Origin of the sequence: Streptomyces prunicolor NBRC 13075, from assembly GCF_000367365.1 — a bacterium.
Classification (GTDB): domain Bacteria; phylum Actinomycetota; class Actinomycetes; order Streptomycetales; family Streptomycetaceae; genus Streptomyces; species Streptomyces prunicolor.
The window spans coordinates 15863-41585 of record NZ_BARF01000020.1; the positions used below are offsets into that span (position 1 = coordinate 15863).

The following is a 25723-nucleotide window of genomic DNA, read 5'->3' on the forward strand; positions in this document are numbered from 1 at the left end:
TGTACGGGGTGATCCGATCCCGGCGCGGACGGGAGGACGTCATGATTTTCATCGTGTTGGTGCTGCTGGCCCTGATCGTCGGCGGGGCCGTCGCCTTCAGCAAGAGGCAGGCTGGAGGCGGGAGTTCACGGTTCGGGTACGGCGGCGGGCCGGGTGCGGCGCAGCAGTCCTACGACGCCGACGCGGGCGCCGAGGCCACCCGCTGGGTGGAGCGGCTGGGCGGGAGTCTGTCGACGCTGGACGCCGATGGGAACACCGCCGCCCGGCAGGCTCTCGCCGACGCCACCGAGCGGCTCCGTGCGGCCGAGGGTCAACTCGCCGTCGCCTACTCGCCGATGCAGTACGGGCTCGTGACGCAGACCGCCGTCGAGGGGCTGCATCACATCCGTACCGCCCGTGGGGCACTGGGACTTGACCCCGGGCCCGAGTTGCCCGCGCAGAGTGCCGGAGGACAGGTCACGGTCGGTGGGCAGACGTACACCTCCTCCGCGCGGCCCGGCACGAACACGCCGTACTACTACCCCGGCGGAGTCGTCAACGGCCGTTCCGTGGGCGGGGGTTGGTACAGCACACCGTGGTGGAAGACCGCCCTCGTCGCGGGTGCCGCCGGGGTCGGTGGCATGTTGCTCGCGGACGCGCTGTTCGACGGGTTCCATCATCACGGGCCGCACGGTGGGATGTTCGGTGGTGGGCCGGGGGGACCCGGCGGGTTCGGGGGGTTCGGCGGGCCCGGGCCGTTCTGAGCCGACGCACCGCCTGGCCGGGCGCCGGGTTCCGGGCGTCCGACCAGGTCCGCGCCCGGTTACAGATACGGGCGGGTGATCAGCTCGATCGCGTGGCCGGCGGGGTCCTTGAAGTACACGCCTCGACCGCCGTGTTCGTCGTTGATCTCGCCGGGGCGGCGCATCTGCGGATCGGCCCAGTGCTCGATGTCGCGATCGCACAGCCGTCGATACGCGCGATCGAACAACTCGTCGTCGAGCAGGAACGCGTAGTGCTGCATCTGGATCTCCACCGGCGGCTCCGCGAACTGCAGGAGCACTCCGTCGGTGAGCTGGATGTTGGTGAACGGGCCCCAGGACGGCGCTTCGGGGAGTTCCAGCAGCTCCCGGAAGAAGAGTGCCGACTCGTTGCGGTCCTTGGCGGCGATGATGGTGTGGTTGAACGTGGCTGGCATGCGGATGACCTCGCTGTGGTTCGACACGGGAAAGGGACTCGCGATACGCGAGTGCCGGGGGTCCGCGTGCCGAACCGAGGGGGTGCGTGCTCTGCACCCACCGTGCGGTCAGCCCTCCACCGGATAGCCGATCCGTGTGTGGCGTAGCGCCGGTCCGGTGTTCACGTCGGTGACGTTACTTGATCGGACCGGCTGTCACAACGGGCTCAACCGGAAGGGTGTCAGCCCTTGTTGGCGCCCAGTGTGAGACCGCTGACGAACTGGCGCTGGAGCGCGAAGTACACGACCAGGGTCGGGATCGCGGTGAGCAGGGCGCCGGCCGCGACCAGGTTGGGGTCGGTGAAGAACTGGCCGGAGAGGTTGTTCAGGGCGGAGGTGATCGGCATGTTCTCGCCGGTCGAGATCAGCACGATCGCCCAGAAGAAGTCGTTGTAGATCCAGATGGACAGGAGGGTGGCCAGGGCTGCCATCGCCGGCTTGCACAGGGGCAGCACGATCTGCCAGTACATCCGCCACACCGACGCCCCGTCGACCAGCGCCGCCTCGGTCAGTTCGTGCGGCAGCATCCGCATGTAGTTGCTCAACACGAAGGCGCAGAAGCCCGATTGGAACGCCACGTGGATGAGGACCAGGCCGAGCGCGGAGTCGTAGAGCTTGCCGCTCATCGTGATGCCGGGCAGGTCGATCAGCAGGTACAGGCGGTACAGCGGGGTGATGATGACCTGCTGGGGCAGCAGGTTGCCGGCCGTGAAGACCAGCAGCAGCGCGATGTTGAGCCGGAAGTCGAAACGGCTGACGTAGAACGCGACCATCGACGCCAGCAGCAGCGTGAGCAGCACGGCCGGGACCGCGATGATCAGTGTGTTGACGAAGTAGTGGATCATGTCGGACTGCTGGAACGCGTTCTTGAAGTTGTCGAAGTTCAGCGTGTCCGGCCAGGAGACGTAGCCCTTGTCGCTGGTCTCCGAGTACGGGCGCAGGGCCGCGTAGACCGCCCACAGCAGCGGGGCGAGCCAGGCCAGCGAGGTGAGGACGAGGAACGTGTGCAGCAGGACCCGGGCCGGGCGCAGCGGGGTGCGCTGCTTCACGCCGAGCGCGGCGGTGGGGGTGGTCATGCGCGCCGCTCCTTCCGGAAGGTCGCGATCAGGTACGGGATGATGACCACGAGGGAGATGACCAGCAGGACGACGGCGATCGCCGACCCGTAGCCGATCCGGCTGGACTCACCGACGATGTTGTTGGTGATCAGGATCGACAGCAACTCGGTGCCCTGGGCGCCCTTGTTGAAGACCCACACCAGGTCGAAGGCGCGCAGCGACTCGATGATCGTGACGACCAGGACGACCGTGTTGGTGGGGCGCAGGGTCGGGAAGATGACGTTCTTGAACGTCTGCCACTCGTTCGCGCCGTCGAGGGCCGAAGCTTCCCTCAGCGATGGGTCCACGCCCTTCAGGCCGGCCAGGTACAGGATCATCATGTAGCCGGCGTGCCGCCAGGACGCGGCGATCAGGACGGCCCACAGGTTGAGCTTGGGGTCGCCGATCCAGTCGATGTAGTGGCCGGGCTTGTTGGCCCCGATGAGGCTGTTGATCAGGCCGGTGTCGGGGTTGTAGATCAGCTGCCAGACGAATCCGGTGACCGCCAGCGACATCACGACCGGCAGGAAGAACGCGGTCTGGTAGACGCGGCTGAAGCGGATGTTCTTGTCCAGCTGGACGGCCAGGAACAGGCCGAAGGGCGTCGGCAGCAGGATGAGCACGACGAACCAGACGACGTTGTGCTCAAGTGCGGGCCAGAACTGCGGGTTGTCGGTGAACAACTGACGGAAGTTGTCCAGCCCGACCCACTTGATGGAGTCGAAGCCGATGCCGTCCCAGCTGGTGAAGGCCAGGGCGATCGAGGCGAGGGCGGTGACCCAGACCAGGGCCACGTGCAGGACCGTCGGCACGCCCGCCATGAAGGCGAGCGTGATGCGGTCACGGCGGGTCAGCAGGCGCTTGGCGCCCTGCGGGACCCGCTTGTTCTCGGGCGCGGGGCCCGGAGGCGGAACGGCTTCCGCCTCCGGGCTCTTCGTAGTCGTCTCGGAGATCATGAGGAGGCGAAGATCGTCTTCTTCTGGCGCTCGATCGAGGACAGCAGACTGTCGACGCCCTTGGGGTTCTGGAGGAACTTCTGCAGTCCGGGCTGCATCACCGTCGAGGTGAAGTCCGGCCGGGAGTCGCGGTCCATGAACTGGGTGAGGTTCTTGGCGGCGCCGATCATGTCGTACGCCTTCTTCTGCAACGGCGAGTACGCGGCGGTGGAGGCCTTGCTGGAGGCGGCCACCACGCTCGGGTCGCCCTTGAGGTAGAGCTCCTCGGCCGCCGGGGTGCCCAGGTACTCCAGGAGCTTGACGACACCGTCGTGGTTCTTCGGGGACTTGCTGACCATGAAGCCGTCGGTGGGCGCCTCGACGGTGTCCTGGCCGTACGCGGAGTTGATCTCCGGGAAGGCGAAGAAGTCGAGGTCGTCGAGGTCGGCCTTGTTGGTGAACTGCTGCGCCACGAAGGAACCCAGGACGTACATGCCGGACTTCTTCGACACCACACCCTGCGCCGCGTCCTGCCAGGTGCGGCCCATGAAGCCCTCCTGGTGGTACGGGAGGAGCTCGGCCCAGTGGTCGAAGACCGCCTTGACCTTCGGGTCGGTCCACGCCTCCTTGCCCGCCATCAGGGACTTGTGGAAGTCGTAGCCGTTGAGGCGGAAGTTGATCTGGTCGAAGGTGCCCATCGCCGGCCACTGGTCCTTGTCGCCGAAGGCGATCGGGACGAGGCCGTCGCTCTTCATCTTCTTGCACAGGGCGACCAGTTCGTCCCAGGTGGTGGGGACGGTGTAGCCCTTCGCCGTGAAGACGCTCTTGCGGTAGAAGACCGCCCACGGGTACGTGTTCAGCGGCACGAAGTAGTACTTGCCGTCCTCGCCCTTGCTGAGCTTCTTCATCGCGTCGGGGAAGTTGTCCCCGATCTTCGCCCACACGTCGTCGATGGGCGAGGCGAGCTTCTTGGCCGCGAAGAACTGCATGCGGTATCCGGCGAACCAGTTGAACACGTCGTCCGGCGTGCCCTGGAGGTAGGAGTTGATCTGCTCCTGGAAGGTGTTGTGGTCCTTCGTGTTGACCTTGACGGTGATGCCGGACTGCTTCCCGAAGGCCGTGTACAAGCTCGCGTAGGCCTTCTTCGGCACCGCGTCGGACTGGTTGGAGCCGACGGTGACGGTCTTCGGGTCGGACGAGCTGCCACTGCTGCCGCAGGCGCTCAGCAGGGGTATGCCGGCGCCGAGCACGGCAGCGCCGCCTATGCCGCGCAGGACGGAGCGGCGACTGGCGGCGGGGAGAGAGAAGTCGGGCATGAACGGCTCCTGACGGACAGGGTTCGGCCGGAATGCGCCACGCCCCAGGTCTTCGTAACCGACCAGAAACCAACGCGACCAAACACGGTGGCGTAATAACAGTCCTATGTCTGGTCATGCGTCAACACCCGCCGCCTTCATTTGTCGAAACGTAATCGACACTCAGGAGCAAAAGGAGCGAACGCACAGCCGAGGGGCCGTACGTCCGCTCCGGGGTGACTGAGGTCACGGGGTCCGCGAGGGATCCCGGGCCCATGGGGCGCCTACTGGAAGGCCGCGAAGGCCTTGGTGAAGGCGGACGGGGCCTGGACGACCGAACTGCAGGTCGCGTCCGCGCTGGGCTTGGCACCGCCGGGGCACTGCTTGTCACGGGTCGCGGACCACATCGAGAGGCCGCCCAGACCCTTCGCCTTCGCGAATGCCGCCAACCCGTTCGCGTCCTCGACCGTGAAGACCTCCGATGACACGTCGTTGACACCGATCATCGGGGTCACTGCAACCGCTTTCCATGCAGCACTGTCCGAGAGCCCGAGAACACTCTTGACTTGGGCTTGTGTAGCAGTAGCCGCTTGCTGTGAGTACGTTCCCATATTTCCGCTGTACGCCGGTCCGTAGTCCATCGCCATGATGTTGACCGTGTTGATCTTGACGCCGTTGGACTTGGCATTGGACAACAGGTTGACCCCGTCCTGGGTCAGACCCTCGGGCATCACGGGGAGCGTGTAGGAGACGTCCAGGTTCGGGTGCTGCTGCTGGAGCTTGGCTATCGCCTGGGCGCGGATCGTGTTGGCCGCCGTGTTGGGCAGCGCGCCGCCCTCGATGTCGAAGTCGACCTTGGTCAGGCTGTACGCGTCCACGACCTTGCCGTACGCCGTCGCCAGCGCGCTCGCCGAACCGCACGTCGTCGCCAGCTCCGAGCCGGACGCACCGCCGAAGGAGACCCGCACGTCACCGCCCTTGGCGCGCAGCGCGCCGATCTGGGAGGCCACGCCGTCGCTGCCGAGGTCCGAGACACCACCCCACTTCGGGGTGCAGCCGCCGCCGTCGGTGATGAAGGCGAGGTTGTAGTTCTTCACGCCGGTCGCGGTGACGTTGGCGAGCAGGTCGAAGGCGGGGTAGAGGGAGGTGTCGACGTAGGGGGCGAAGCCCGCGCCGGCCGTCGTGCCGGTGCCGGTGCCGGTGGTCTGGGTCGGGGAGGCGGTGGGGGTGGCCGTGGGCTTGGGGGTGGCCGTGGGTGTGGGCTTGGAGGTCGGCGAGGCGGTCGGCGTGGGCGTCGGTGACGAGGTCGTCGGGCGGCCGGTCGGCTCGGGGGTCGCGGTGCCGTCCGCCGAGCACTTGGCGTTGTCGATGAGACAACTGGTCGGCTGGCCCGTGCCGTTGACCACGAAGCCGACCGTGACCGACTCACCGGCCGCGAGCCCGTCCGTGTCCCACTTCGGCGGCTTCACGGTGACGCGCTGCCCGCTCACGCTCGACTCGGCGTTCCACAGCGAGCTGAGCTTCGATCCCGACGGCAGGGCGAACTCCAGCGTCCAGTCCTTCTTCGTGGCCCTGGTCGTGTTGGTGACGACGTACTGCGCGGTGTACCCCGTCGACCACTCGCTGGTTCTGGTGTAGGCCGCGCCGACGCTCGCCGCCTGGGCGATGCCGGTCAGCATGATCGCGCCGCCACCGACGACCGCGGCGGCGACCGCTCCGCCGATCACCTTGTTCCTCTTGCTGATCCTGCGCCGGTGCGTGCTCATCGCGTGCCTGCTTTCGCCGTACGGGGGTGGGGTGCGGCAGCACGCTAGCGATCCGGAACCGGGCAAAACGCCTGATCCGGGCGGGGGTTGGCGATCTTAGGGTGCGCTTAAGGGAGGGATCGGGAGCGGTTAAAGGTAGAGACCAATTTCCCGCGCCGACGCCGTCGTACGGCTCCCCGATGCCCGTTGCGCTCCGGCTCCCGCCCGTCCAGCTGGATCCAGATCCGCACCTCGGTGCCGCCGAGCATCGAGGACCCGATGCGGACGTCCCCGCCGGTCGACTCCGCGAGCCGGCGCACGATGTCCAGCCCGAGCCCGGTCGACCCGGCGCTGCCGGAGCCACGCCCGCGGGCCATCGCCGCCTCGGGGTCGCGTATGCCCGAGCCCGCGTCCGAGACGAGCACGATCACCGCGTCCTCGCTGTTGTGCACGTCGACCGCGAAGGCCGTGCCCTCGGGGGTGTGCCGGAACACGTTGCCGAGCAGCGCGTCCAGCGCGGCGACCAGGTCGGCCCGGGCCACGGGTATCCGCACCGGCCGCTCCACCCCGGCGACCCGCACCTTGCGGCCCTCGTCCTCGGCGAGCGCGGACCAGAACCGCATCCGCTCACGCACCACCTCGGCCGCGTCGCACCCGGCGCCGGGCCCGGCCGCCACGGTCTGCGGCTTGGCCTCGCGCGCGGTCCGGATGATCGTGTCGACCTCCCGCTCCAACTGCGCGACGGCGGTCCGCGTCTGCTCGGCGGCGGGCCCGTCCCCGAGCGAGGCCGCGTTGAGCCGCAGCACGGTGAGGGGCGTACGCAGCCGGTGCGACAAGTCGGCCGCCAACTCCCGCTCGTTCGCGAGCAGTTGTACGACCTGGTCGGCCATGGAGTTGAACGCGACCGCCGCGAGCCGCAGTTCGGTCGGCCCCTCCTCGGGCACCCGCGCCCCCAGCTTCCCCTCCCCCAGTTCGTGCGCGCCCTCGACGAGGCGCTGCGCGGGCTGCACCATCCGTACGCCCAGCCGGTCGGCGACCGCGACGGAACCGACGATCAGCGCGATGCCGACGCCGGCGAGCACCGCCCAGGCCGTGCCCACACCGTTGCTGACCTCCGACTCCGGGACGAACACCTCGACGACGGATATCTCGCCGGAGCTGAGCGCGACCGGCTGGAGCAGGACGGAACCGCCGGGCACCTCGGTGGTGGAGGCGCGGCCCAGCTTCCGTACGGTCGCGATGTCCTTGCCCGCGGCGCGCTGCAGCCCGATGTCGAGGGCGGCTTTCCCCTCCCCCGCCGGTATGTGGACGGCCATCCCGGAGTCCGCGCCCGCGGAGGCGACGACCTTCTCCAGCTGGTCCCGGTCGGTGGTGATGGACAGTGCGGGGGCGACGGCGGCGGCCTCCCGCTCGGCGTTCGAGAAGGCGCGGTCGCGGGCCATCTCCTTGATGACCAGGCCGAGCGGCACCGCGAAGGCGACGACGACCATCGCCGCGATCGCCAGACAGACCCTGACCAGCGCCCACCTCATCGCAGCGACTCCGCTCCCGGTGGCTCCAGCTTCACGCCGACACCCCGCAGGGTGTGCAGATAGCGCGGCTGAGCCGCCGTCTCCCCCAACTTCCTTCGCAGCCAGGACAGATGGACGTCGATGGTCTGGTCGTCGCCGTAGGACTGCTGCCAGACCTCGGCGAGGAGTTCCTTGCGCGGTACGACGACGCCGGGCCGTCCGGCCAGGAAGGCGAGGAGGTCGAACTCACGGCGGGTGAGGTCGAGTCGGACACCGTCCAGCTCGGCCTGGCGGCGCAGCGGATCGACGGTGAGGCCGCCGACGCGGATGACGGTCGACGGGGGTGCCTCGCCGGTGGTGGCACGGGAACGTCGTAGAACCGCGGACATGCGGGCGGAGAGATGGTCGACCGAGAAGGGCTTGGTGAGGTAGTCGTCCGCGCCCGCGTTCAGCAACCGGACGATCTCGCTCTCGTCGTCCCGAGCGGTGGCGATGATCACGGGTACGTCAGTGATCCCGCGCAGCATCTTCAGCGCCTCGGACCCGTCCAGGTCGGGCAGTCCGAGGTCCAGGATGACCACGTCGAAACGGAAATGGGCGACCTCGCGCAGCGCCTCAAGTGCCGTACCGACACTGCGCACCGTGTGCGCGGCATCGGTCAGATGCCGGATGAGGGCGGAGCGTACGAACTGGTCGTCCTCGACCACGAGCACACTTGCCATGCGCCGCACCGTAGCCCATGCGGGCGACCCGCATCCGGGCCTGTGGACAACTCCCCGTCTGTGGACAAGCGGTGCGGGACCGACGGGACACCTGTGGGGCGCGTGAGGCAGTATGGCGGCGATGCCCACGATGCCCAGAGGACTCGTCAACGGATTCGTACACGTGCTGGCCTGGTCGCTCGCCACCGGCGCGGCCGTCACGCTGTCCTGGTGGGGCGTCCACACGGTCATGACGGGCACGGCCTACGACCCGCCGCGCGCCCTGCCCATCACGGCGGCCGGCGCGACCGCGCAGGCGGCTCAGCCACCGGCCTCGGCACCGGTTCGCGCCGAGTCCTCGCCGAGCCCGACGAGCACCCCGACCCCGACCCGCACCCCCGGCCCGACCCCCACGAAGACGACGACGGCGAGCCCGTCCCCCACTGCCTCCCCCTCCGGCCAGGTCAAGAGCTACGCCACGGACGGCGGGCGGGTGGTGCTCGAACTCGACACCTCACCGGCCTATGTGACGCTCGTGTCGGCGACTCCGGGTACGGGCTGGGCGATGCAGGTGTGGAAGACGCCCTCGTGGCTCCGGGTGGAGTTCACCAAGGGCACGGGCAAGGTGTCGGTGATCTGCACGTGGCACGACGGGGCGCCGCGGGTGGATGTCGGTAACTACTGAGTTTCCCGGGTGCGTTGCTGGGGTGCGTTGCTTCGGCTAGCGGAACACGGACGGGGGCGGTGCCGGTGAGGCGACCGCCGCGGCGTCCGTCACGGGTACGGCTCCGCCGGTGAAGTCGGTGAGTTCGCGGCCGTGTTGGAGCCGGCCGGGGTGCGGGTCGGAGGCGGCGCGCCGGGTCAACTCGGCGAGCGGCAGCGGGTGGTCGGAGGCGACGAGCACCGCGTTGCCGAACCGCTTGCCGCGCAGCACGGTCGGGTCGGCGATCAGCGCGCGTTCCGCGAACCGGGCGGCCACGGTGGCGATTTGGCCGCGCAGGTGGGCGAGCGGGGCTCCGTCGGCGAGGTTGGCGGCGTAGAACCCACCGGGTTTGAGGGCCCGGCGCACCTCGTCGAGAAACTCGGTGGAGGTGAGGTGGGCGGGCGTACGAGCCCCACTGAACACATCCGCCACGACGAGATCGGCCCACCCCTCGGGCACCTTCGCGAGACCCGCGCGGGCGTCGGTCGACCGCACCCGGATCCGCGCGTTCGGGTCCAACGGCAGCTCCCGCCGGACCAGTTGGACGAGCGCCGCGTCGAACTCGACGACCTGCTGGGTCGATCGGGGCCGGGTCGCGGCGACATACCGGGCGAGCGTGAGGGCACCACCGCCGAGGTGCACGACGTGGATGGGCTTCCCGGCCGGCGCGACGAGGTCGATGACGTGCCCGAGGCGGCGCTGGTACTCGAAGGACAGATACGCCGGGTCGTCGAGATCGACGTACGACTGCGGCGCCCCATCGATCAGCAAGGTCCAGGCACGCGCGCGTTCCCGGTCGGGTATGAGCTCGGCGAGCCCACCGTCGACGGGTTCGACGACGGCTTCGGGGGTACCGGCACCGCGCCGGATGTTCCTGGACTTTCCCATTGGCCCATTATCGGGGGGCCCGGGCGGTACGGCGCGCCCGGCATCGACGGGGGTGTGCGGGCGGGCAAGGGCGAGGAGCGGTCAGGTACAGCCGTCCGCCGCCTCGATCAACCGAGCCGCCTCACCCAGCGCGGCCCGCAGGACCTCCGGGTCGGTCGCCAGGTCGGCGTCGCCCGGTGGCAGCAGCCAGTCGGAGCCCTCGACAGGCGGCTCGGGGTCAGGGGCGAGACGCAGCCCCCGGCCGTTCGTCTCCGTACACGTACTGCCCGGCAGGTCCCACGCCGCCGCCGTGCCCGGCGGTACCAGGAAGCCGAGGGTGTCGTCGCCGTCGTCGTGCAGGACGGGCCCGACCCCGTCGCACGCGCCGCGCCGCAGGATGTCGACCGCCTCCAGGCCCTGCCGCGTCGGCACCGTCACCAGATCACAGGCCGGGTCCACGAACGGTGGCGCACTGCACTCCGCGCTCGGCATTCGAGGATCGACGCTCTGACTGGTCTCCATCCCGGTCTGCACCACGGAACCCCTCCTTGGACGAGCGGGTCGGGAGTCGGGTGGCTCCCGGGTCCATGGAGTTCAACGCGTTGAAGCGTCAACGGCTACGGCACAAGTCAGCCGCAAAGGATGGCAGTTCATGGCAGATCCCGGATGAGATATCCGGTTTGTAGCCAAACCCTGTGTGGCGGGTCGTGCACAGCAGGTACGTTCTTGCCCGCTGGAAACAGGGCGTCACTCAACAAGTCACCCTGAATCCGGCATGGTTCGACGGTTCGCACGAGAGGACCCGGCCATGGCGTCGTCAATGGTGACCCCGTCCCCGCTCCCCCGACCACCGAGACCCAACCTCGCCTTCCGGCGGCTGCGCGGACCGCGCTCACCGGCGGAGTTCGCCGCGGCCGTACGCCGGTCCGCGCGGGAGATCGGCGAGCGGGTCAGCTGCGACGCGCGCTACGTAGGCCGCGTCGAGGCCGGTGAGATCCGTTGTCCCAACTACGCGTACGAACGGGTGTTCCTGCACATGTTCCCCGGCCGCACGCTCGTCGACCTCGGCTTCGCGCCCCGCTCGTCCGTACGCGGACGCGGGGCGCGCACAGCCGAGGACACGCCCCCCGCGCACCTCACAAGCCCGGCCCTCACCACGGATGAGACGGCCAGGGCGGGTGAGACGCCGGAGGTGTACGAGCCGTATGACACGCAGGACCCGTACGACACGCACCAGAACCACGAGAACCACGAGGAGAGCGACGTGCTGCGTCGCGCATTCATGAGGGGCGGCACCGTCACGGTGGCCGCCGGCACGCTGGGCCCCTTGGGGCTCACCCTGGACGCCGTGGCAACGGAACGTTCCGTCCGTCGCCCCGGCACGAGCGAGGCGGGCGCCCTGGAAGAGGCCGTCCGCAGAATCCGGCTGCTCGACGACCGGCACGGCGCCGACGGCCTCTACCGGCGCGCGGCGGCCCCGCTGCGCGCCGCCTACGCCCTGCTCGACGCGGGCACCACCCGGCAGTCGGTCGCCGAGAGACTGCACTCCGGAGCGGGTGAACTCGCCATCTCGGTGGGCTGGTTGGCCCACGACTCCGGCCGTTTCGACGACGCCCGCTCGCACTACGCGGAGGCACTCGCGACCGCCCGGCTGACCGGCGACGCCGGCCTTGAGGCACACGCCTTCTGCAATACGGCGTTCCTCGCGCGGGACGCCGGGCGGCCACGGGAAGCGGTGCGCGCCGCGCAGGCCGCGCAGCGCGTCGGACGCCCGCTGGGTTCCGCCCGCCTGATGTCGCTGCTCGCGCTGCGCGAGGCGGGCGGCTGGGCGGGGCTCGCCGATCGCACCGGCTGCGAGCAGGCGCTGGCGCGTGCGCAGGCGCTCTTCGAGCGGGGGCACTCGGACGCCGACCCCGAGTGGATGAGCTTCTACGGAGAGGCCGAGTTGGAGGGGCTTAAGGCGCAGTGCTGGTCGACGCTGGGGGACTGGCCTCGGGCGGCGCGGCATGCGCGGCGTGCGGCGCATCTCCAGGATCCGCATTTCACTCGGAACATCGCGCTGTACATGGCTGAGCTCGCGGATGACCTGGCGCGCGGCGGGCGGCCGGACGAGGCGGCGACAGCCGGGATGCGAGTGCTGGACCTCTTGGACCTGGTGCAGTCGTCGCGGATTCAGACGATGTTGGCCGGGACTGCGCGGGTGCTGTTGCCTCACCGGCGGGCATCAGGGGTGTCTACGTTTCTGGATAGGCACTCAGGGCTGCCTCGTACTGCGGCTTAGTTGCTACGGAGGATGCGTTGTCATTCGTCTGCGGGCCGGTGGGGGCTGGTCGCGCCCACGCGGCGGAGCCGCAAATAGACACAGCCCCGCGCCCCTAAAAACAGGGCGCTTAACGCCTAGGCCGCTAGATGGCCCAGGTCGTTCCAGCTCTCGATCGCCGGGTCGCCGTAGGCCCAGCCCAGGATCGACAGGGACGTCGGGTTGAGGCGTATCCGCGCCGCGAAGTCGATCGGTAGGCCGAGCCAGCGCGCGCCGATCGAGCGGAGGATGTGGCCGTGGGCGAAGACCAGGACGTCGCGGTCCTCGGACCGGGCCCAGGTGACGACCTCGTCCGCGCGGGCGGTGATCTCGGCGAGGGTCTCCCCTTCGGGGACGCCGTCGCGCCAGATCAGCCAGTCGGGGCGTGCGGAACGGATCTCCTCCGGTGTCATGCCCTCGTAGGCGCCGTAGTCCCACTCCATGAGGGTGTCCCAGGGGGTCGCGCGGTCGCCGAAGCCGGCCAGTTCGCAGGTCTCACGCGCGCGTGCCAGGGGGCTGGTGCGGACCTCCGCTCCGGGGAGGCCGTCGAAGGGGGTCCGGTGCAGTCGCTCGCCGAGCACCTTGGCGCCGCGTCGGCCCTCTTCGAGGAGCGGGACGTCGGTCCTGCCGGTGTGCTTCCCGGACAGTGACCATTCGGTCTGTCCGTGCCGGGCCAGCAGGATGCGCGGTGCCATGGGGGACCCTTCCGGGAGAAAACGAGAGGCGGGTCACTCCATCATCGCGCACCCTGGAGAAGGGCAACCCGGGGGGCGATCTCTGCGTCTTTGAGGTCCGGGGGCGCCGGAAACAGGGCGCGCACATACGCCGTAAAGTGTCCCGACCGGGCTACTGGGAAGCCGGACCACGGGGCAGCGCACAGAACAGAAGGGGGAGGGCGATCGGATGCCGCAGACCGAGACACCAGGCATCGAGGCGGACCGGCGAAGCCGGCTGCGCTGGTGGACCGAGCTGCCGCTGATCCTCCTGGTGTACGCCTCGTACTCGGCGGGCCGCCTGCTGGCCAGGGGCGACACAGCCAGCGCCGTGGACCACGGGCTGGCGATCCTGCGGATCGAGAAGGTCCTGCACATCAACGCCGAGCACCCGCTCAACCGCCTCTTCACGCGCGAGGCCTGGCTCGGCATCCCGGCCGACTTCTGGTACGCGTCGCTGCACTACCTGATCACGCCCGCGATCCTGATCTGGCTGTTCAGGTCACGCGCGCAGGTCTACCGCGCGGCCCGCACCTGGCTGATGACGTCCACGTTCATCGGCCTGATCGGCTTCACCCTGCTCCCGACCTGCCCGCCCCGGCTGCTCTCCCCCGGCTACGGCTTCGTGGACACGATGGCCCAGTACAGCTCGTACGGCTGGTGGGGCGGCGACGCGAGCGCGCCGCGCGGGCTGGGCGGCATGACGAACCAGTACGCGGCGATGCCGAGCCTGCACTGCGGCTGGGCGCTGTGGTGCGGTGTGATGCTCTGGCGCCACGGCGGGACCCGGCTGACCAAGGTCGTCGGGGTCGCCTATCCGCTGCTCACGGCGATCGTGGTTATGGGCACCGCGAACCACTACCTCCTCGACGCGGTCGCGGGCGTGGTCGTGATGGGGCTCGGGTTCCTGCTGGCGCCGCAGGTGATGAAGGCGGCGGACCGGCTCAGGGTGCGGTTCGAGGGGCGTGGATCGCTGGTCGCGGCGCGGTCGCGTGACTCCTCTCTCGACGCTTCCCCTGATGCTTCTCGTGACGCCTCTCATGGCTCAGAAACCTCAATTGTCAGTGGCGGATGCCAGACTTCGCCGGGTGAGCGAATTCCACGGCAGCGCGAGTCACAGCTCGGTACCGGAGCCGAGCCGGGTGCCTCCCCCACGGACGCGGGGGACGGCGCTCCGGCACCGGCTCGCTGAGCTGCGCGGCCCTGACGTCCCGGCCAAGGCGCTGGACGCGCGCGCCCTCGCGGCATTGGCGGCGAACCCGGGCTGCAAGCGACGGGCGATCCTGGACGGCGCGGGGGTGAACAAGGCGGTGCTGGCCGACGCGCTCGGCTCGCCGTCGGCCTTCGGGCAGTCCCAGTTCGCCTTCATGCGGGGCAACGCCTTCGAGGCCCGGGTCAAGGCGGACGGCGGCGCGGAGCTGCTGCGACTGGTGCACGAGAAGCTGGACGCGGGCGCCGAGCCGCCGACCCGCGCGCGGGTGCCCAAGCTGGACGCGATCGGCCCCGAGGGACGCGCGGCCCGTACGGCGCTCGCGCTGCGCGAGGCCACCGAGGCCGCCGCCTGGACCCTGCTCGACCACCCGATGCTCGCCCTCGACGTGGCGGGTTCGCCCGCGTTCCTGGAGCCGGACGCGGTCGTCGTGCACCCGGACGGCAGTTGGACGGTCGTGGAGATCAAGTCCTTCCCGATGCTGGACGGTTCGGCGGACCCGGCGAAGGTCGGCGCGGCGGCCCGCCAGTCGGCGGTGTACGTGCTGGCCCTGGAAGAGGTCGCGGCCAAGCTGGATCCCGCTCCCCGGGTCCGGCACCGCGTCCTCCTGGTCTGCCCGAAGGACTTCTCGAACCTCCCCACCGCGTCCGCCGTCGATGTCCGCAAGCAACGCGCGGTCACCGGCCGCCAGTTGGCCCGTCTCACCCGCATCGAGGACATCGCCGACACCCTCCCCGAGGGCACCTGCTTCGCCCCCGACCGCCCCACCGCCGAGCTGACCGCCGCCGTCGAGTCGGTCCCGGCGGCCTACGCCCCCGAGTGCCTGGCCGCCTGCGAACTGGCCTTCCACTGCCGCGACCACTCCCGCGCGTCCGGCGCGGTCACCTCCCTCGGCCGCTCCCTGCGCGCCGAGTTGGGCGACCTGACGACGGTCGACGAGGTCCTGTCGGCGGCCCACGGCGAGTCCGGCGACCCTGACGACCCGGCGGTGGCGGCCCTGCGCAGAGCCGCCGAGCTGCGGGCCGAGGCCCTGGAAAGCGCGGCTGCCCCACGGCCGGAGGAGGCCCCGTGTCTCTGATCTCAACTCTCGCCCGCCTGGAGGCCGTTCACAGCGGCCGCGCCCAGCCCACCGCCACCGTCCGCCACCGGCACCTCTCCGAGCGCCCCCTCGTCCTCGTGCCGCTCACCACCGCCGGTGAGGCCGGGGCACCCCTCGGCGCCCTCGTCGGCACGGACCGGGACGCGCCCCGCCTCCTGGTCGTACCGCAGCCGCGCGACCGGGACCTCAGGTTCGCGTTCCTGGCCGAACTCGCGGATGTGGTCCTGCCGTACATCGACACGTTCGCGGACGACGTGGAGGCCGCAGAGCGCAACGAGACGGACCCGGAGACCGGCAAGCGGGTCAAGGTCGAGGTCGAACTGTGCGCGGACGCCCCGCAGTTGATCGTGCCGAGCCGCGCGGGCATCGAGTTGGTACGGCTGCTCGGCCGTTCGATGCGGTTCCGCCGGACCGCCGAGCAGGACCCGGAGACCCCGCACCCGGCGCCCCCGCGCGTGCCGTTGCTCGGGCGGTGGCTGACCCACTTCGGGGAGCGGGCCCGCGTGCCCGGTTCCGCGCTGCTCCTCGCGCTCACCGAGGTGCTCGGCCGGCACTGGGCCACCGGCCAATCCAGCCTGGAGGACCAGCACTTGGCGGCGCTGCTCGCGTGGATCGACCCGCCGGACGGTGTCTCCGGCGCCGAGGCAGCGCTCGACGCGGAGCTACGGCGGGACGCGCGGGGCCAGTTGGTGTGCCCGCCGGCCGGCCCGGCCACCGACCCGGCCTTCGACAACAAGCTGCTCGCCCCGGCCATCGAGCGCTACGACCGCGCGCGTACCGCCCTCGCCGCCGCCGAGGACGGTCTGGAGGCCGATGACCGGCTCGGTGAACTCACCGCCGCCGAGCGGGAGATCAGGTCCCTCGTCGAGAGCGTCACCCGCCCCACCTGGGAGGCGGTGTGGCACGGGCTCGACCTGTTGCGGGCGCTGCCGGAGGGCGCGCACGCCGTCGACCGGTGGACCCGGGACCGCTGGTCGTTCACCGGCCACCGGGACCGGATCGTCGCCGGTGAGCCCCCGCAGCCGCGCCGCGACGACGCGGTCACCGCGGCCAACAAGCTGGCCACGCGCGAACGTGAACAGGCCCGGCTGGATGCCCAGGAGGCCCTGGACGACCCGCTGGTGATGGCCGGGCGGCGGCTCGCCGGGGAGGCCTTCGCGGGCGAGGTCATCGATGTCGTCATGGCGTACAGCGAGGGCAAGAGCCCTCGCCCGCGCCCCCTGGTGACCGTGCGCACGGACGACCGGCCGCATCTCGGGGAGCGGGTGAAGGTGTTCCGGTCGCTCGGCGGGAAGCCGCAGTCCGCGGAGTTCGTGGGCCACGAGGAGGACGGCGCCCTCATCGTCCTCCGGGTGGTCGACAAGATGGGGCGCGGCAAGGAGCCGGAGACCGGTTCCTTGCCGGAGAAGGGTGACCGGATCTGCTTCACGCTGTTCGAGCACGAGCAGCGGGGCGGCGCGAAACTACCCGACCAGGAGGAGACACCGTGGACGCACGGAGGCCCGCCGGGTGAGGAGAGCGCCGTACAGGAGTCCGCCGACCCGGTGACCGAGGAGGACGTCCTGTGAGCGCCGACATCGTCTTCGACCCCGGTGCCGAGGCCGGCCGCGCGACCGACGCGATCCTCCGCGACACCCTGCACGGCACCGCGCGCGGTGTCGTCGTCGACTCCCCGCCCGGTGCCGGCAAGTCCACGCTCGTCGTCCGCGCGGCGCTCGAACTGGCCGACGCGGGGCGCCCGTTGATGGTGGTCGCGCAGACCAACGCCCAGGTCGACGACCTGGTCGTCCGGCTCGCCGAGAAGAACGGCGAGCTGCCGGTCGGCCGCCTCCACAGCAGTGACGCCGACCCGTACGACAAGGCACTGGACGACCTGCCGAACGTACGGAAGTCGGCGAAGGCGGGCGAGCTCGCGGGCCTTCCGGTCGTCATCTCGACGGCGGCCAAGTGGGCGCACGTGAAGGTGGACGAGCCGTGGCGGCACGCGATCGTCGACGAGGCGTACCAGATGCGTTCGGACTCGCTGCTGGCCGTGGCCGGGCTGTTCGAGCGGGCGCTGTTCGTGGGCGACCCGGGGCAGTTGGACCCGTTCGCGATCGTCGGCGCGGAGCAGTGGGCGGGCCTGTCGTACGACCCCTCGTCCTCGGCGGTGACGACCCTGCTCGCCCACAACCCCGAACTGCCGCAGCACCGACTGCCGGTGTCGTGGCGGCTCCCGGCGTCGGCGGCCCCGCTGGTCTCGGACGCGTTCTACCCGTACACCCGCTTCCGCAGCGGCACGGGCCACGGTGACCGGCGGCTCAACTTCGGTGTCCCGTCGGACGGTTCGGGCCCGGACCGGGTGATCGACGAGGCCGCGGAGTCGGGTTGGGGCCTGCTGGAACTGCCCGCACGCCATACGCCCCGCACGGACCCGGAGGCGGTACGGGCGGTGGCGACGGTCGTACGACGCCTGCTGGACCGGGACGGCGCGGCCACGTCGGAACGCTCACCCGACCCCACTCCCCTGACCGCCGACCGGATCGCGGTCGGCACCGCGCACCGGGACCAGGCGGCGGCGATCCGCGCTGCGCTGGGCGAGTTGGGCGTCACGGACGTCACCGTGGACACGGCGAACCGGCTCCAGGGCCGGGAGTTCGACGTCACGGTGGTCCTCCATCCCCTCTCCGGCCGCCCCGACGCCACCGCCTTCCACCTGGAGACGGGCCGCCTCTGCGTCCTCGCCTCCCGCCACCGGCACGCGTGCATCGTGGTCTGCCGGGCGGGCGTCACCGACCTCCTCGACGACCACCCGTCGACGGAGCCGGTGCAGTTGGGGGTGACGGTGAAGTTTCCCGACGGCTGGGAGGCGAACCACGCGGTGCTGGCGCATCTGGCGGAGCACCGGGTGGTGTGGCGGCCGTAGCGCGCCGGAGCACCGTCAGGACAGTGGCGAACCCGGGACGGGCCAAGCGATCGTCGAGGTCGCGTGAGCGATGCGTTCAGGGCCGCCGGGTGGCGGCCAGGTGCCCGCGGCGTAGAGCTCCCGCCGGATGCGGACGCGTTCGTCGAGACTCTGGAAGGGCCACACGTGCACGATGCGTTCGGGGCCGTCGAGCGCGTACATCACGACCGTGACCGGGTCGATCGGGTCGCGCTCCGGAAGCGCTCGGCGCCAGCCCTGGATCGTTCCTGGCAGACCGCCGGGAACGAGCGTGTAATCACGGATCTCGTACGCCGGCCCGAGCGTTCCCACCTCCACCTTCGGCATCATCGGCAGCCCCGCGAAGCTCGCCACGTCGATGCCGGTGACCTCGGCCGTCCCGGAGAGCGGGTGCCCACCCAGCCGCATGGCGTGCCGGGCGGCGAGGAGGGTTTCCTCGTCCGGGAACGATCGCAGCACCCAGACACGTCCGAGTTCGCCGTTCTCCGATGTCCACCCGCCGAGCCAGCGTCCGCCATCGCCCGCGTTCTCCGCCCACACGCGCACGGCTTCGGCGACGCGTGTGCCGTCCATGAGCGCGCTGGTGACCGTTGTCCACTCGTACCGGACCGCTCGCTGTTCCACGGAGACGTCCGCAGAGGTGATGGGCGCTGTCCTCACTGTCCCGCCGTTCTCCCGATGTGTGGTCCCGCTGCGGCACAACCGCGCGGGATCACCCAACATACGACAGCCGGGAAGCAATCCGGCCGACGCCCGCGCCATGCGAGCGGCAGCCGATGAATACAGTGCCGGACCACTGGGAAACCCCTCACATGGCGCGGGATCCCGTGCCTCGGGGGTATGCCCGGGGCCCCTTGCGCGGCCGGGGGACAATGGACGGTGGTCCGGCTCGTGAGGCGGGTCATCCGTGACGTACGAGGAGGAGAAGACATGGCGGAGCACACGCCGCGTCGCAACGAATCGCGGCTACGCCCCGCACCCCTGCTCTTCGAGCCCGCGCAGGCGGCCGAGGACCCGGAGCACTTCTTCGACCTGGAGTCGATAGACGACCCTCGCGCGCTGCTGGCCCGCGCGACGGAGCTGACCCACGCGTTCCGCGCCGCGACCGACCGCGCGGTGGAGTTCCAGGCGATCGCGGCGGCACAGCTCGCCGATCCGCGCCGCTTCGACCGGCTGACGCCGGCGGACATCGCCGAGCGGGCCGAGTGGACCGAGGACTACGCGAAGAAGATGGTCGAGTTCGGGCGGGACCTGCTGCGCGGCACGGAGGGCAGGGACAGCGGGGGCGCCGACCCGGTGTGAACCGGGAGGGCGGACCGAGGGGACGGACCCGGGGGGTGAACCGGGGGGGGCTGACCAGGGCCGGACCGGGCCCGGGGCCTGCGACTCCTGCGGCACCCGCAATGCCCGCAGCGTTCGCGGCACCCGTGGCACCCGCATCGCTCGCGACACCTGCGGCGCCCACAACATCCGCAGCGCCTCCAACGGCTCGCGGCTCCCGCGACGCCCACAACACCCTCGGCGCCTTCAGCGCCCGCAACGGCTCGCGGCACCCCCAACGCTCGCGACACCTACGGCGTCCACGGCTCCCCCAACACCCGCCAAACTCGCGACACCCGTGACTCACACGGCTCCCGCGACGCCCACAATTCCCGCGGCCCCCACCGCACCCACAACACCCACCACCCCCACAGCCCCCTCCACACCCCCCCCCGGCCTCCCACCCGGCACCAGAAGAAGCGTCTGGCATATGCCGGTCGGGCAAGATACTCCCTCCCGCCCCCTCCTGTCCCGATTTCTGGCAACCCTTAGCTAGCGGACGCTCACGGCCGGTAGACCTAGGGGACATGAGCCGCACACAGGATGAGCCCTTCGCCGACCGCTTCGACATCTCGGGCGTCACCTCGGACGGTGCCGCCTGGCTCGCCTCGGCAGGAACGTATCCGCGCAGCACCCTCGCCCTCTGGAAGGAACGGCCGGACGCCCCGGTCGTCCTGCCCTGCGGCTCCGCCTTCGACGTGGTGAGCGCCCCGGCGGTCTTCGGGCGCCGTATGGTCGACCGTTTGTGGGAGGAGGGCCCGGGCTCGGGACCGGTCGCGACGTATCGGGGGCGGATGCTCCTGTTCGCCGGACCCGGCACCGCACAACGGCTGCCCTCACTGCTGGGCTGGGAGGAGTGGGGCACGCACTCCGGGGAGCACAGCCGTACGGGGTCCGTCCCGCCGTTGCTGTGTCACGGCAAGGGCGACGCAGTGACCGTCCCGGCGCTGGTCGGCACGGCCTCGTCGGCGCCGTTCGACTCACGCTGGCTGGTCGCTCCGGACACCCGTCGACCTTGGCTTCCCGGTGCCGAGATCCTGCTCTGGGCGGCCGTGCGGGCGGCCCGCGCGACGGTGCGGATATCGATTTTTCCTCCCGCCGATCAGGATGCTAAGGTCTACGACGTCAGCAGGCGCCGCTAGCTCAGTTGGTTAGAGCAGCTGACTCTTAATCAGCGGGTCCGGGGTTCGAGTCCCTGGCGGCGCACCTGTGAAGGGCCCCTCGCGAGAGCGAGGGGCCCTTTGACGTGTCCGGTATGCGGGAGGGATCAGCCTCCCGACTCACCCGGCTCCCCCGGCGTGATCGTCACCGTCCACGCCCCCGAAGCCGTTCGCCCCTCCACCTCAACCTTCACGTTGTCGCCGGGCACGGTGAAGCTCTCGCCGAGGGAGACCGGGGCGTCGGCGAGGGGTGGGTAGACCGAGGTCTCCCAGCAGGCCTCGGTGCGCGGGTGGGCGTCGACGACCTCGATCGGGCCGTTGCCGGAGGCCGCGCCGTCGCGCACCCGGTACACGAGGATGCCCTGCTTGCAGGCGGTGCTGTCGTTGCCGACCGGGCTGCGCGCCTCGAAGGCCAGCGCGCTGTCGGTCCCGGTGCGCACGACCGCCAGTTTGGCCCCCAGGCCGAGCCCGAACGCCGGTGATCCCGCCGAAGCCGCCGAGACCGTCGAGCCCGCCGCACCGGGCCCGGCCGCCACCGGTTCCAGGGTCAGCCGTTTCGGCGCGGTCCCCCGTACGCACACCACCTGGCGCGGATCCAGCCAGCCCAGCTTCCACTTGTGCCAGGCGAACAGGTCGGGCGACAGGCCGAATTGACTGCCCATCAGATCCCAGTCGCCGACGTACGTGTCCCAGTCGCCCTTGCCGTCCACCGGCCGGTGATAGAGGTCGGGGAGGTCGAAAACGTGGCCCGTCTCGTGGGCGAGGACCAGTCGGTCCGGCGGGTGCTTCTCGAAGACCGTGACGACCCGTCGGACGTCCGTGCCGTCGGCCCGCAGCGGGGTGTCCAGGTTGACGACCTTCGTCGCGTCCGAGTCCACGCCGGGCGCGTCCGGATCGGCCACGAAGTACACGATGTCGTAGCGCGAGAAGTCGACCTGGGGGTCGGCGGCGGCGAGCGCGTCGCGGAGGTAGGCGGCCCGGTTCACCGGGTTCCAATCGCGCTGTATGGCGTACGACGTGGACGCGTGCGGCATGCGGATCCAGTTCCGCAGCGGGTGCGGGCGGAGCGTGAACCTGCCGTAGGAGGCGTGTTCGTAGAAGCGGGTGGTGGCCGGGAAGTGGTCGGCGGCCAGTTCGGCGGGGGTGGTGCGCGGGGTCGCGTCGGGGAAGGAGAGGAAGATCATCACCGCGTCGAGCGCACGGGTGGGGCGCGGGTAGGCGGTGTTCCAGGTGTCGAGGCCCTCGGAGTGGTGGGCGTCGGTGCGCTTGAGGGCGCAGGGCGTGGTCGAGAACGGCTCGGCGACCGACTGGCTGGACATGATCGAGGTCGCGGCGAGTGCGGACATGGTGGTGAACACGGCCGCGGTGCCGCGCAGTCCGGGGCGCGTCCGCCACTGGGCGAGCCCCTTGAGCGCCGTACGGGAGAGCCCCTTGAGGGGGAGCTGACACGGCACGTTCGACCTCCGGGAGCGGGTTCGCGGGACACCGACACCCAGCCTGTGGTGGTTTGTTGGGGTACGCCCTGTTTATCTGCACCAGAAGGGTGAGGGGGCCGCGCCGGAGGGCCGGGACACGCCCGGGCCGACATCCGGAAACACTCACGGAACGTCACATGTGGTCGGCCTTTTGAAGAACCCGCCCAGGTGCGGGCGGAAACGATCTGCCGGAACCGGCCGTTGTTCCGGGACACTGGACAGTGGCTGGAAGGGCCGGGGGCCAACCTCTATGATCGGCACACTTTCCTGCACGGACACGGCACGGCGGCCCCCCACCCGGTCGGCCATCCCGACGAGACCCATCCGAAGATCGAGTGCACTGCGGGAGCGAGCGGTGAGCGGAACGTCCGAAGGGCCGGCGCCCGCGGCGGATCTCATCCGGCCGGCCGTCACAGAGAGTAAAGGCGAGGCGTCGCCTCGCATCCATGTCCCCGGCTCCGGTGAGCCCGGTGAGTCCAGCGGCTCCGGTGAGCCCGGTCGGTTCAGCGGCTCCGGTGAGCCTGATCGGTCCAGCGACTGCGGTGCGTCCCGTCAGTCCGGCGGCTCCGGTGGCTTCTCCGAGTACGGGCCGCTCGGGTCCGCCTTCTCCGCGGCCCCCCTCGCGATGGCCGTCGTCGACCGCGACGGTCTGGTCGTCAGCGCGAACGACACGTTCGGCGCGCTGCTCGGCAAGGCGGGCGCCGCGCTGACCGGGCTGGTCGCGGCCGAGCTGATGGACCTGAAGTCGGACGCGCGGACCTGGCACGCCTATCGCGAGGTGCTGAACGGCCGGCAGGCCAAGCTGAGCTGCACCCGCCGGGTCAAGCACCCCGACGGGCACGTGCTGTGGGTGCAGGTGAGCGTGGCGCCGCTGCCGGCCGAGGAGCACGGTGTGCTGCTGTCGCTGACCGACATCAGCGCCCGCCGTGAACTCCAGGCGCGGCTACGGCACTTGGAGATGCACGACCCGGTGACCCGGCTGCCCAACCGCACCCTGTTCTTCGAGCGGCTCGCGGCCGCGCTGGAGGCGGAGTCGTACGAGCAGGGCGGCACCGGGCGGATCGGCCTGTGCTATCTGGATCTGGACGGCTTCAAGGCGGTCAACGACACCCTCGGACACCGCGTCGGCGACCGGCTGTTGGCGGCCGTGGCCGAGCGGTTGACGCGGTGTGCGGACGAGGCGGGTTACGCCCGGGCGAGTTCGCCGCTGGTGGCGCGGCTCGGCGGGGACGAGTTCGCGCTGCTCGTCGAGGACTCGACCGGCACGGACCAACTGGCCGATCTCGCCGAGTCGGTGCTGAAGGCGTTGCAGGCGCCGTTCAACCTGTCCGGGCAGCGGCTGTCGCTGTCGGCGTCGATCGGTGTGGTCGAGCGGCAGGCGGCCGGTACGACGGCCACCGGGCTGATGCAGGCCGCCGACACGACGCTGTACTGGGCGAAGGCGGACGGCAAGTCCCGCTGGACGCTGTTCGATCCGGAGCGCAACGCGCACCGCATGACCCGCCAGGCGCTGGCCTCCACGCTCCGTCCGGCCATCGAGCGGGGTGAATTCACCCTGGAGTACCAGCCGTTGGTGGGGATGGAGAACGGACGGCTGCGCGGGGTCGAGGCGTTGGTGCGCTGGAATCACCCGCAGTTCGGCATGCTGACGCCGAATCGGTTCATCGGACTGGCCGAGGAGGACGGCTCGATCGTGCAGCTCGGCCGCTGGGTCCTGGTCACCGCCTGCCGGCAGGCCCGCCGTTGGCAGCTGGACCACCCGGACGAGCCGCCGATCTTCGTAAGCGTCAACGTGGCCGTACGGCAGGTGTGGGACTCGGATCTGGTGGCGGATGTGGCGCAGACGCTGGCCGAGACCGGACTGGACCCGCGGCTGCTGCAGTTGGAGCTGACGGAGTCCGCGGTGATGGGGTCGGCGGGGCGGCCGTTGCAGGCGCTCCAGGCGCTGAGCGACATGGGTGTGCACATCGCCATCGACGACTTCGGCACCGGCTACTCGAACCTGGCGTACCTGAGCCGACTGCCGGTCTCCGTACTGAAGTTGGACGGTTCCTTCGTCCGTGGCTTCCAGTACGAGGGTGAGGGTGTCCCGCCGAACCCGGCGGACGAGGTCATCGTCGAGGCGATGATCCAACTCGCCCACCGGCTGGGCCTGTCGGTGACCGCCGAGTGCGTGGAGACCTCGGCGCAGGCGGCCCGGCTTCGCCGTATCGGGTGCGACACCGGACAGGGGTGGCTGTACTCCCGTCCGGTGGCGCCGGATCGTATCTCCGAGCTGCTGGGGACGAAGGCCTGCAATCAGGCTTCCTGATCGGCCGTCAACTCATAGGCGTCGGCGATCAGTTCGTACGAGCGCAGGCGCAGGTCGCCGTTGTGGGCGTGGGACGTGAGCATCAACTCGTCGGCGCCGGTGCGCTTCTGGAGGTCGTCGAGGCCGGTGCGGACCTCGTCGACCGTGCCGTGGATGACGTTGGCGTTCCAGGACGTGATGAACTCCCGCTCCATGGGGCTGAATTCGTAGGCCTCGGCCTCTTCGGGGGTGGGCACGAGGCCGGGGCGGCCGGTGCGCAGCCGGACCATGTTGAGGGCGGCGGCCAGCACCTGGCGGCGGGCCTCCTTCTCGTCGTCGGTGGCGAGGGCGGAGACACCGATCAGGGCGTACGGCGCGTCGAGCACCGCGCTCGGGCGGAAGGACTCGCGGTAGAGGTCCAGGGCCGGGACGGTGTTCTGCGCGGAGAAGTGGTGGGCGAAGGCGAACGGCAGGCCGAGCATGCCGGCCAGGCGGGCGCTGAAGCCGGAGGAGCCGAGGAGCCAGATCGGCGGGCGGTGCGGGGACTGGACGCCGCCGGGCGAGGTCGACTGGATCGGGCCGGGGACCGCGTGGATGCGGGCGTAGGGGTGGCCGGAGGGGAAGTCGTCGTCCAAGAAGCGGGTGAGTTCGGCGAGTTGCTCGGGGAAGTCGTCGGCGCCCTCGTTCAGCCGGTCGGTGCGGCGCAGGGCGGCGGCGGTGGCGCCGTCGGTGCCGGGGGCGCGGCCGAGGCCGAGGTCGACGCGGCCCGGGGCGAGTGCCTCCAGGGTGCCGAACTGTTCCGCGATGACGAGCGGCGCGTGGTTCGGGAGCATGACGCCGCCCGAGCCGAGGCGGATGCGGTCCGTGTGGGCGGCGAGGTGGGCCAGGATCACGGCGGGCGAGGAGGAGGCGACGCCCGGCATCGAGTGGTGCTCGGCGACCCAGTAGCGGTGGAAGCCGCGCGACTCGGCGAGCTTGGCGATCTTCACGCTGGTGCGCAGCGCGTCCGTGGCGGTGCGGCCGGCGCCCACGGTCACCAGGTCCAGTACGGAGAGGGGGACGGGGGCGGTGCCCTGTGCCGTGCCCCGGATCTCGTCACCCCTGATCTCGTCGGTCGCGCCCCGGACCTCGTCGTCTGCCGCCACGGTGGGTGCCTCCTGTTGT

23 protein-coding genes and 1 tRNA gene are annotated in these 25723 nt (G+C 70.7%); 11 read left to right on the forward strand and 13 right to left on the reverse strand.

Annotated features, from left to right (window positions below; all coding sequences use genetic code 11):
- The first annotated feature begins 41 nt into the window (after positions 1-41).
- Positions 42-743 (forward strand): hypothetical protein, encoded by a 702-nt coding sequence (locus tag SPR02S_RS08915; RefSeq protein WP_019056602.1) that lies wholly within the window; start codon positions 42-44, stop codon positions 741-743.
- A gap of 59 nt (positions 744-802) precedes the next feature.
- Here the strand turns inward: SPR02S_RS08915 and SPR02S_RS08920 are convergent, their stop codons facing one another.
- The 7 genes from SPR02S_RS08920 to SPR02S_RS08950 all read right to left on the reverse strand — a co-directional run bounded on the left by SPR02S_RS08920 (position 803) and on the right by SPR02S_RS08950 (position 8521).
- Positions 803-1177, reverse strand: coding sequence for a VOC family protein (locus SPR02S_RS08920; protein WP_026150356.1), 375 nt, complete (start codon positions 1175-1177; stop codon positions 803-805).
- A 221-nt stretch (positions 1178-1398) separates the two neighbouring features.
- On the reverse strand, positions 1399-2292 hold the full coding sequence (locus tag SPR02S_RS08925; RefSeq protein WP_019056604.1) for a carbohydrate ABC transporter permease: 894 nt from the start codon (positions 2290-2292) through the stop codon (positions 1399-1401).
- Positions 2289-3269: a carbohydrate ABC transporter permease gene (locus SPR02S_RS08930; RefSeq protein WP_019056605.1), complete on the reverse strand. Its 981-nt coding sequence runs from the start codon at positions 3267-3269 to the stop codon at positions 2289-2291. Before SPR02S_RS08930 ends, SPR02S_RS08925 begins: the two co-directional genes overlap by 4 nt.
- Positions 3266-4564 (reverse strand): ABC transporter substrate-binding protein, encoded by a 1299-nt coding sequence (locus tag SPR02S_RS08935; protein WP_019056606.1) that lies wholly within the window; start codon positions 4562-4564, stop codon positions 3266-3268. Before SPR02S_RS08935 ends, SPR02S_RS08930 begins: the two co-directional genes overlap by 4 nt.
- Positions 4565-4827: 263 nt before the next feature.
- Positions 4828-6309, reverse strand: a complete 1482-nt coding sequence (locus SPR02S_RS08940; RefSeq protein WP_019056607.1) for a glycoside hydrolase family 18 protein — start codon at positions 6307-6309, stop codon at positions 4828-4830.
- Positions 6310-6416: 107 nt separating this feature from the next.
- Positions 6417-7820, reverse strand: a complete 1404-nt coding sequence (locus SPR02S_RS08945) for a HAMP domain-containing sensor histidine kinase (protein WP_019056608.1) — start codon at positions 7818-7820, stop codon at positions 6417-6419.
- Positions 7817-8521, reverse strand: a complete 705-nt coding sequence (locus SPR02S_RS08950; protein WP_019056609.1) for a response regulator transcription factor — start codon at positions 8519-8521, stop codon at positions 7817-7819. Before SPR02S_RS08950 ends, SPR02S_RS08945 begins: the two co-directional genes overlap by 4 nt.
- Positions 8522-8642: 121 nt before the next feature.
- On the opposite strand from SPR02S_RS08950, the gene SPR02S_RS08955 reads away from it, so the two are divergent.
- On the forward strand, positions 8643-9185 hold the full coding sequence (locus SPR02S_RS08955) for a hypothetical protein (protein WP_026150357.1): 543 nt from the start codon (positions 8643-8645) through the stop codon (positions 9183-9185).
- Positions 9186-9221: 36 nt separating this feature from the next.
- Here the strand turns inward: SPR02S_RS08955 and SPR02S_RS08960 are convergent, their stop codons facing one another.
- Positions 9222-10091 (reverse strand): spermidine synthase, encoded by an 870-nt coding sequence (locus SPR02S_RS08960; RefSeq protein WP_019056611.1) that lies wholly within the window; start codon positions 10089-10091, stop codon positions 9222-9224.
- An 81-nt stretch (positions 10092-10172) separates the two neighbouring features.
- Positions 10173-10607 (reverse strand): hypothetical protein, encoded by a 435-nt coding sequence (locus SPR02S_RS08965; protein WP_019056612.1) that lies wholly within the window; start codon positions 10605-10607, stop codon positions 10173-10175.
- Positions 10608-10878: 271 nt separating this feature from the next.
- Between SPR02S_RS08965 and SPR02S_RS08970 the strand changes: the two genes are divergently transcribed.
- Positions 10879-12351 (forward strand): NsdA family TPR-like regulatory protein, encoded by a 1473-nt coding sequence (locus SPR02S_RS08970; RefSeq protein ID WP_019056613.1) that lies wholly within the window; start codon positions 10879-10881, stop codon positions 12349-12351.
- 116 nt (positions 12352-12467) lie between these two features.
- Here the strand turns inward: SPR02S_RS08970 and SPR02S_RS08975 are convergent, their stop codons facing one another.
- Entirely contained in the window at positions 12468-13064 is a 597-nt protein-coding gene (locus SPR02S_RS08975; RefSeq protein WP_019056614.1) for a histidine phosphatase family protein, read from the reverse strand.
- Between the two features lie 208 nt (positions 13065-13272).
- On the opposite strand from SPR02S_RS08975, the gene SPR02S_RS08980 reads away from it, so the two are divergent.
- Genes SPR02S_RS08980 through SPR02S_RS08995 form a run of 4 tightly spaced genes read left to right on the forward strand, consistent with a single transcriptional unit; the run spans position 13273 to position 18296 of the window.
- Entirely contained in the window at positions 13273-14274 is a 1002-nt protein-coding gene (locus SPR02S_RS08980; protein ID WP_019056615.1) for a phosphatase PAP2 family protein, read from the forward strand.
- Entirely contained in the window at positions 14225-15370 is a 1146-nt protein-coding gene (locus SPR02S_RS08985) for a hypothetical protein (protein ID WP_019056616.1), read from the forward strand. The genes SPR02S_RS08980 and SPR02S_RS08985 overlap by 50 nt, the downstream gene beginning before the upstream one ends.
- Positions 15361-16959: a hypothetical protein gene (locus SPR02S_RS08990; protein WP_019056617.1), complete on the forward strand. Its 1599-nt coding sequence runs from the start codon at positions 15361-15363 to the stop codon at positions 16957-16959. The genes SPR02S_RS08985 and SPR02S_RS08990 overlap by 10 nt, the downstream gene beginning before the upstream one ends.
- Positions 16956-18296, forward strand: coding sequence for an AAA domain-containing protein (locus SPR02S_RS08995; RefSeq protein ID WP_019056618.1), 1341 nt, complete (start codon positions 16956-16958; stop codon positions 18294-18296). Before SPR02S_RS08990 ends, SPR02S_RS08995 begins: the two co-directional genes overlap by 4 nt.
- A 15-nt stretch (positions 18297-18311) precedes the next feature.
- On the opposite strand, the gene SPR02S_RS09000 is transcribed toward SPR02S_RS08995, so the two are convergent.
- Positions 18312-18938, reverse strand: a complete 627-nt coding sequence (locus tag SPR02S_RS09000; RefSeq protein ID WP_019056619.1) for an NIPSNAP family protein — start codon at positions 18936-18938, stop codon at positions 18312-18314.
- Positions 18939-19244: 306 nt separating this feature from the next.
- On the opposite strand from SPR02S_RS09000, the gene SPR02S_RS09005 reads away from it, so the two are divergent.
- The 3 genes from SPR02S_RS09005 (at position 19245) to SPR02S_RS09015 (ending at position 20840) form a co-directional block, all read left to right on the forward strand.
- Complete coding sequence (locus tag SPR02S_RS09005; RefSeq protein ID WP_019056620.1) at positions 19245-19616, forward strand: DUF8844 domain-containing protein; 372 nt, start codon at positions 19245-19247, stop codon at positions 19614-19616.
- A gap of 464 nt (positions 19617-20080) precedes the next feature.
- Positions 20081-20776 (forward strand): bifunctional DNA primase/polymerase, encoded by a 696-nt coding sequence (locus tag SPR02S_RS59540; protein ID WP_281169870.1) that lies wholly within the window; start codon positions 20081-20083, stop codon positions 20774-20776.
- Positions 20767-20840, forward strand: a tRNA-Lys gene (locus SPR02S_RS09015). Before SPR02S_RS59540 ends, SPR02S_RS09015 begins: the two co-directional genes overlap by 10 nt.
- A 61-nt stretch (positions 20841-20901) precedes the next feature.
- Here SPR02S_RS09015 and SPR02S_RS09020 read toward each other — a convergent pair.
- The gene (locus tag SPR02S_RS09020) at positions 20902-22248 is read right to left on the reverse strand and encodes a M6 family metalloprotease domain-containing protein (protein WP_019056621.1); all 1347 of its coding nucleotides are present in this window, start codon (positions 22246-22248) and stop codon (positions 20902-20904) included.
- Between the two features lie 376 nt (positions 22249-22624).
- On the opposite strand from SPR02S_RS09020, the gene SPR02S_RS09025 reads away from it, so the two are divergent.
- Complete coding sequence (locus SPR02S_RS09025) at positions 22625-24580, forward strand: putative bifunctional diguanylate cyclase/phosphodiesterase (RefSeq protein ID WP_019056622.1); 1956 nt, start codon at positions 22625-22627, stop codon at positions 24578-24580.
- Here SPR02S_RS09025 and SPR02S_RS09030 read toward each other — a convergent pair.
- A complete protein-coding gene (locus SPR02S_RS09030; RefSeq protein WP_019056623.1) occupies positions 24568-25704 on the reverse strand; it encodes an LLM class flavin-dependent oxidoreductase in 1137 nt (378 codons plus the stop codon). The two genes, SPR02S_RS09025 and SPR02S_RS09030, sit on opposite strands and share 13 nt — an antisense overlap.
- Positions 25705-25723 lie beyond the last annotated feature (19 nt).

Coding starts and splice junctions, on each gene's coding strand:
- SPR02S_RS08935 (WP_019056606.1), bottom strand. CDS start 4,564: ATGCCCGACTTCTCTCTCCCCGCCGCCAGTCGCCGCTCCGTCCTGCGC.
- SPR02S_RS09005 (WP_019056620.1), top strand. CDS start 19,245: ATGGCGGAGCACACGCCGCGTCGCAACGAATCGCGGCTACGCCCCGCA.
- SPR02S_RS08945 (WP_019056608.1), bottom strand. CDS start 7,820: ATGAGGTGGGCGCTGGTCAGGGTCTGTCTGGCGATCGCGGCGATGGTC.
- SPR02S_RS08960 (WP_019056611.1), bottom strand. CDS start 10,091: ATGGGAAAGTCCAGGAACATCCGGCGCGGTGCCGGTACCCCCGAAGCC.
- SPR02S_RS08940 (WP_019056607.1), bottom strand. CDS start 6,309: ATGAGCACGCACCGGCGCAGGATCAGCAAGAGGAACAAGGTGATCGGC.
- SPR02S_RS08925 (WP_019056604.1), bottom strand. CDS start 2,292: ATGACCACCCCCACCGCCGCGCTCGGCGTGAAGCAGCGCACCCCGCTG.
- SPR02S_RS08950 (WP_019056609.1), bottom strand. CDS start 8,521: ATGGCAAGTGTGCTCGTGGTCGAGGACGACCAGTTCGTACGCTCCGCC.
- SPR02S_RS08970 (WP_019056613.1), top strand. CDS start 10,879: ATGGCGTCGTCAATGGTGACCCCGTCCCCGCTCCCCCGACCACCGAGA.
- SPR02S_RS08930 (WP_019056605.1), bottom strand. CDS start 3,269: ATGATCTCCGAGACGACTACGAAGAGCCCGGAGGCGGAAGCCGTTCCG.
- SPR02S_RS08975 (WP_019056614.1), bottom strand. CDS start 13,064: ATGGCACCGCGCATCCTGCTGGCCCGGCACGGACAGACCGAATGGTCA.
- SPR02S_RS08955 (WP_026150357.1), top strand. CDS start 8,643: ATGCCCACGATGCCCAGAGGACTCGTCAACGGATTCGTACACGTGCTG.
- SPR02S_RS08980 (WP_019056615.1), top strand. CDS start 13,273: ATGCCGCAGACCGAGACACCAGGCATCGAGGCGGACCGGCGAAGCCGG.
- SPR02S_RS08920 (WP_026150356.1), bottom strand. CDS start 1,177: ATGCCAGCCACGTTCAACCACACCATCATCGCCGCCAAGGACCGCAAC.
- SPR02S_RS08915 (WP_019056602.1), top strand. CDS start 42: ATGATTTTCATCGTGTTGGTGCTGCTGGCCCTGATCGTCGGCGGGGCC.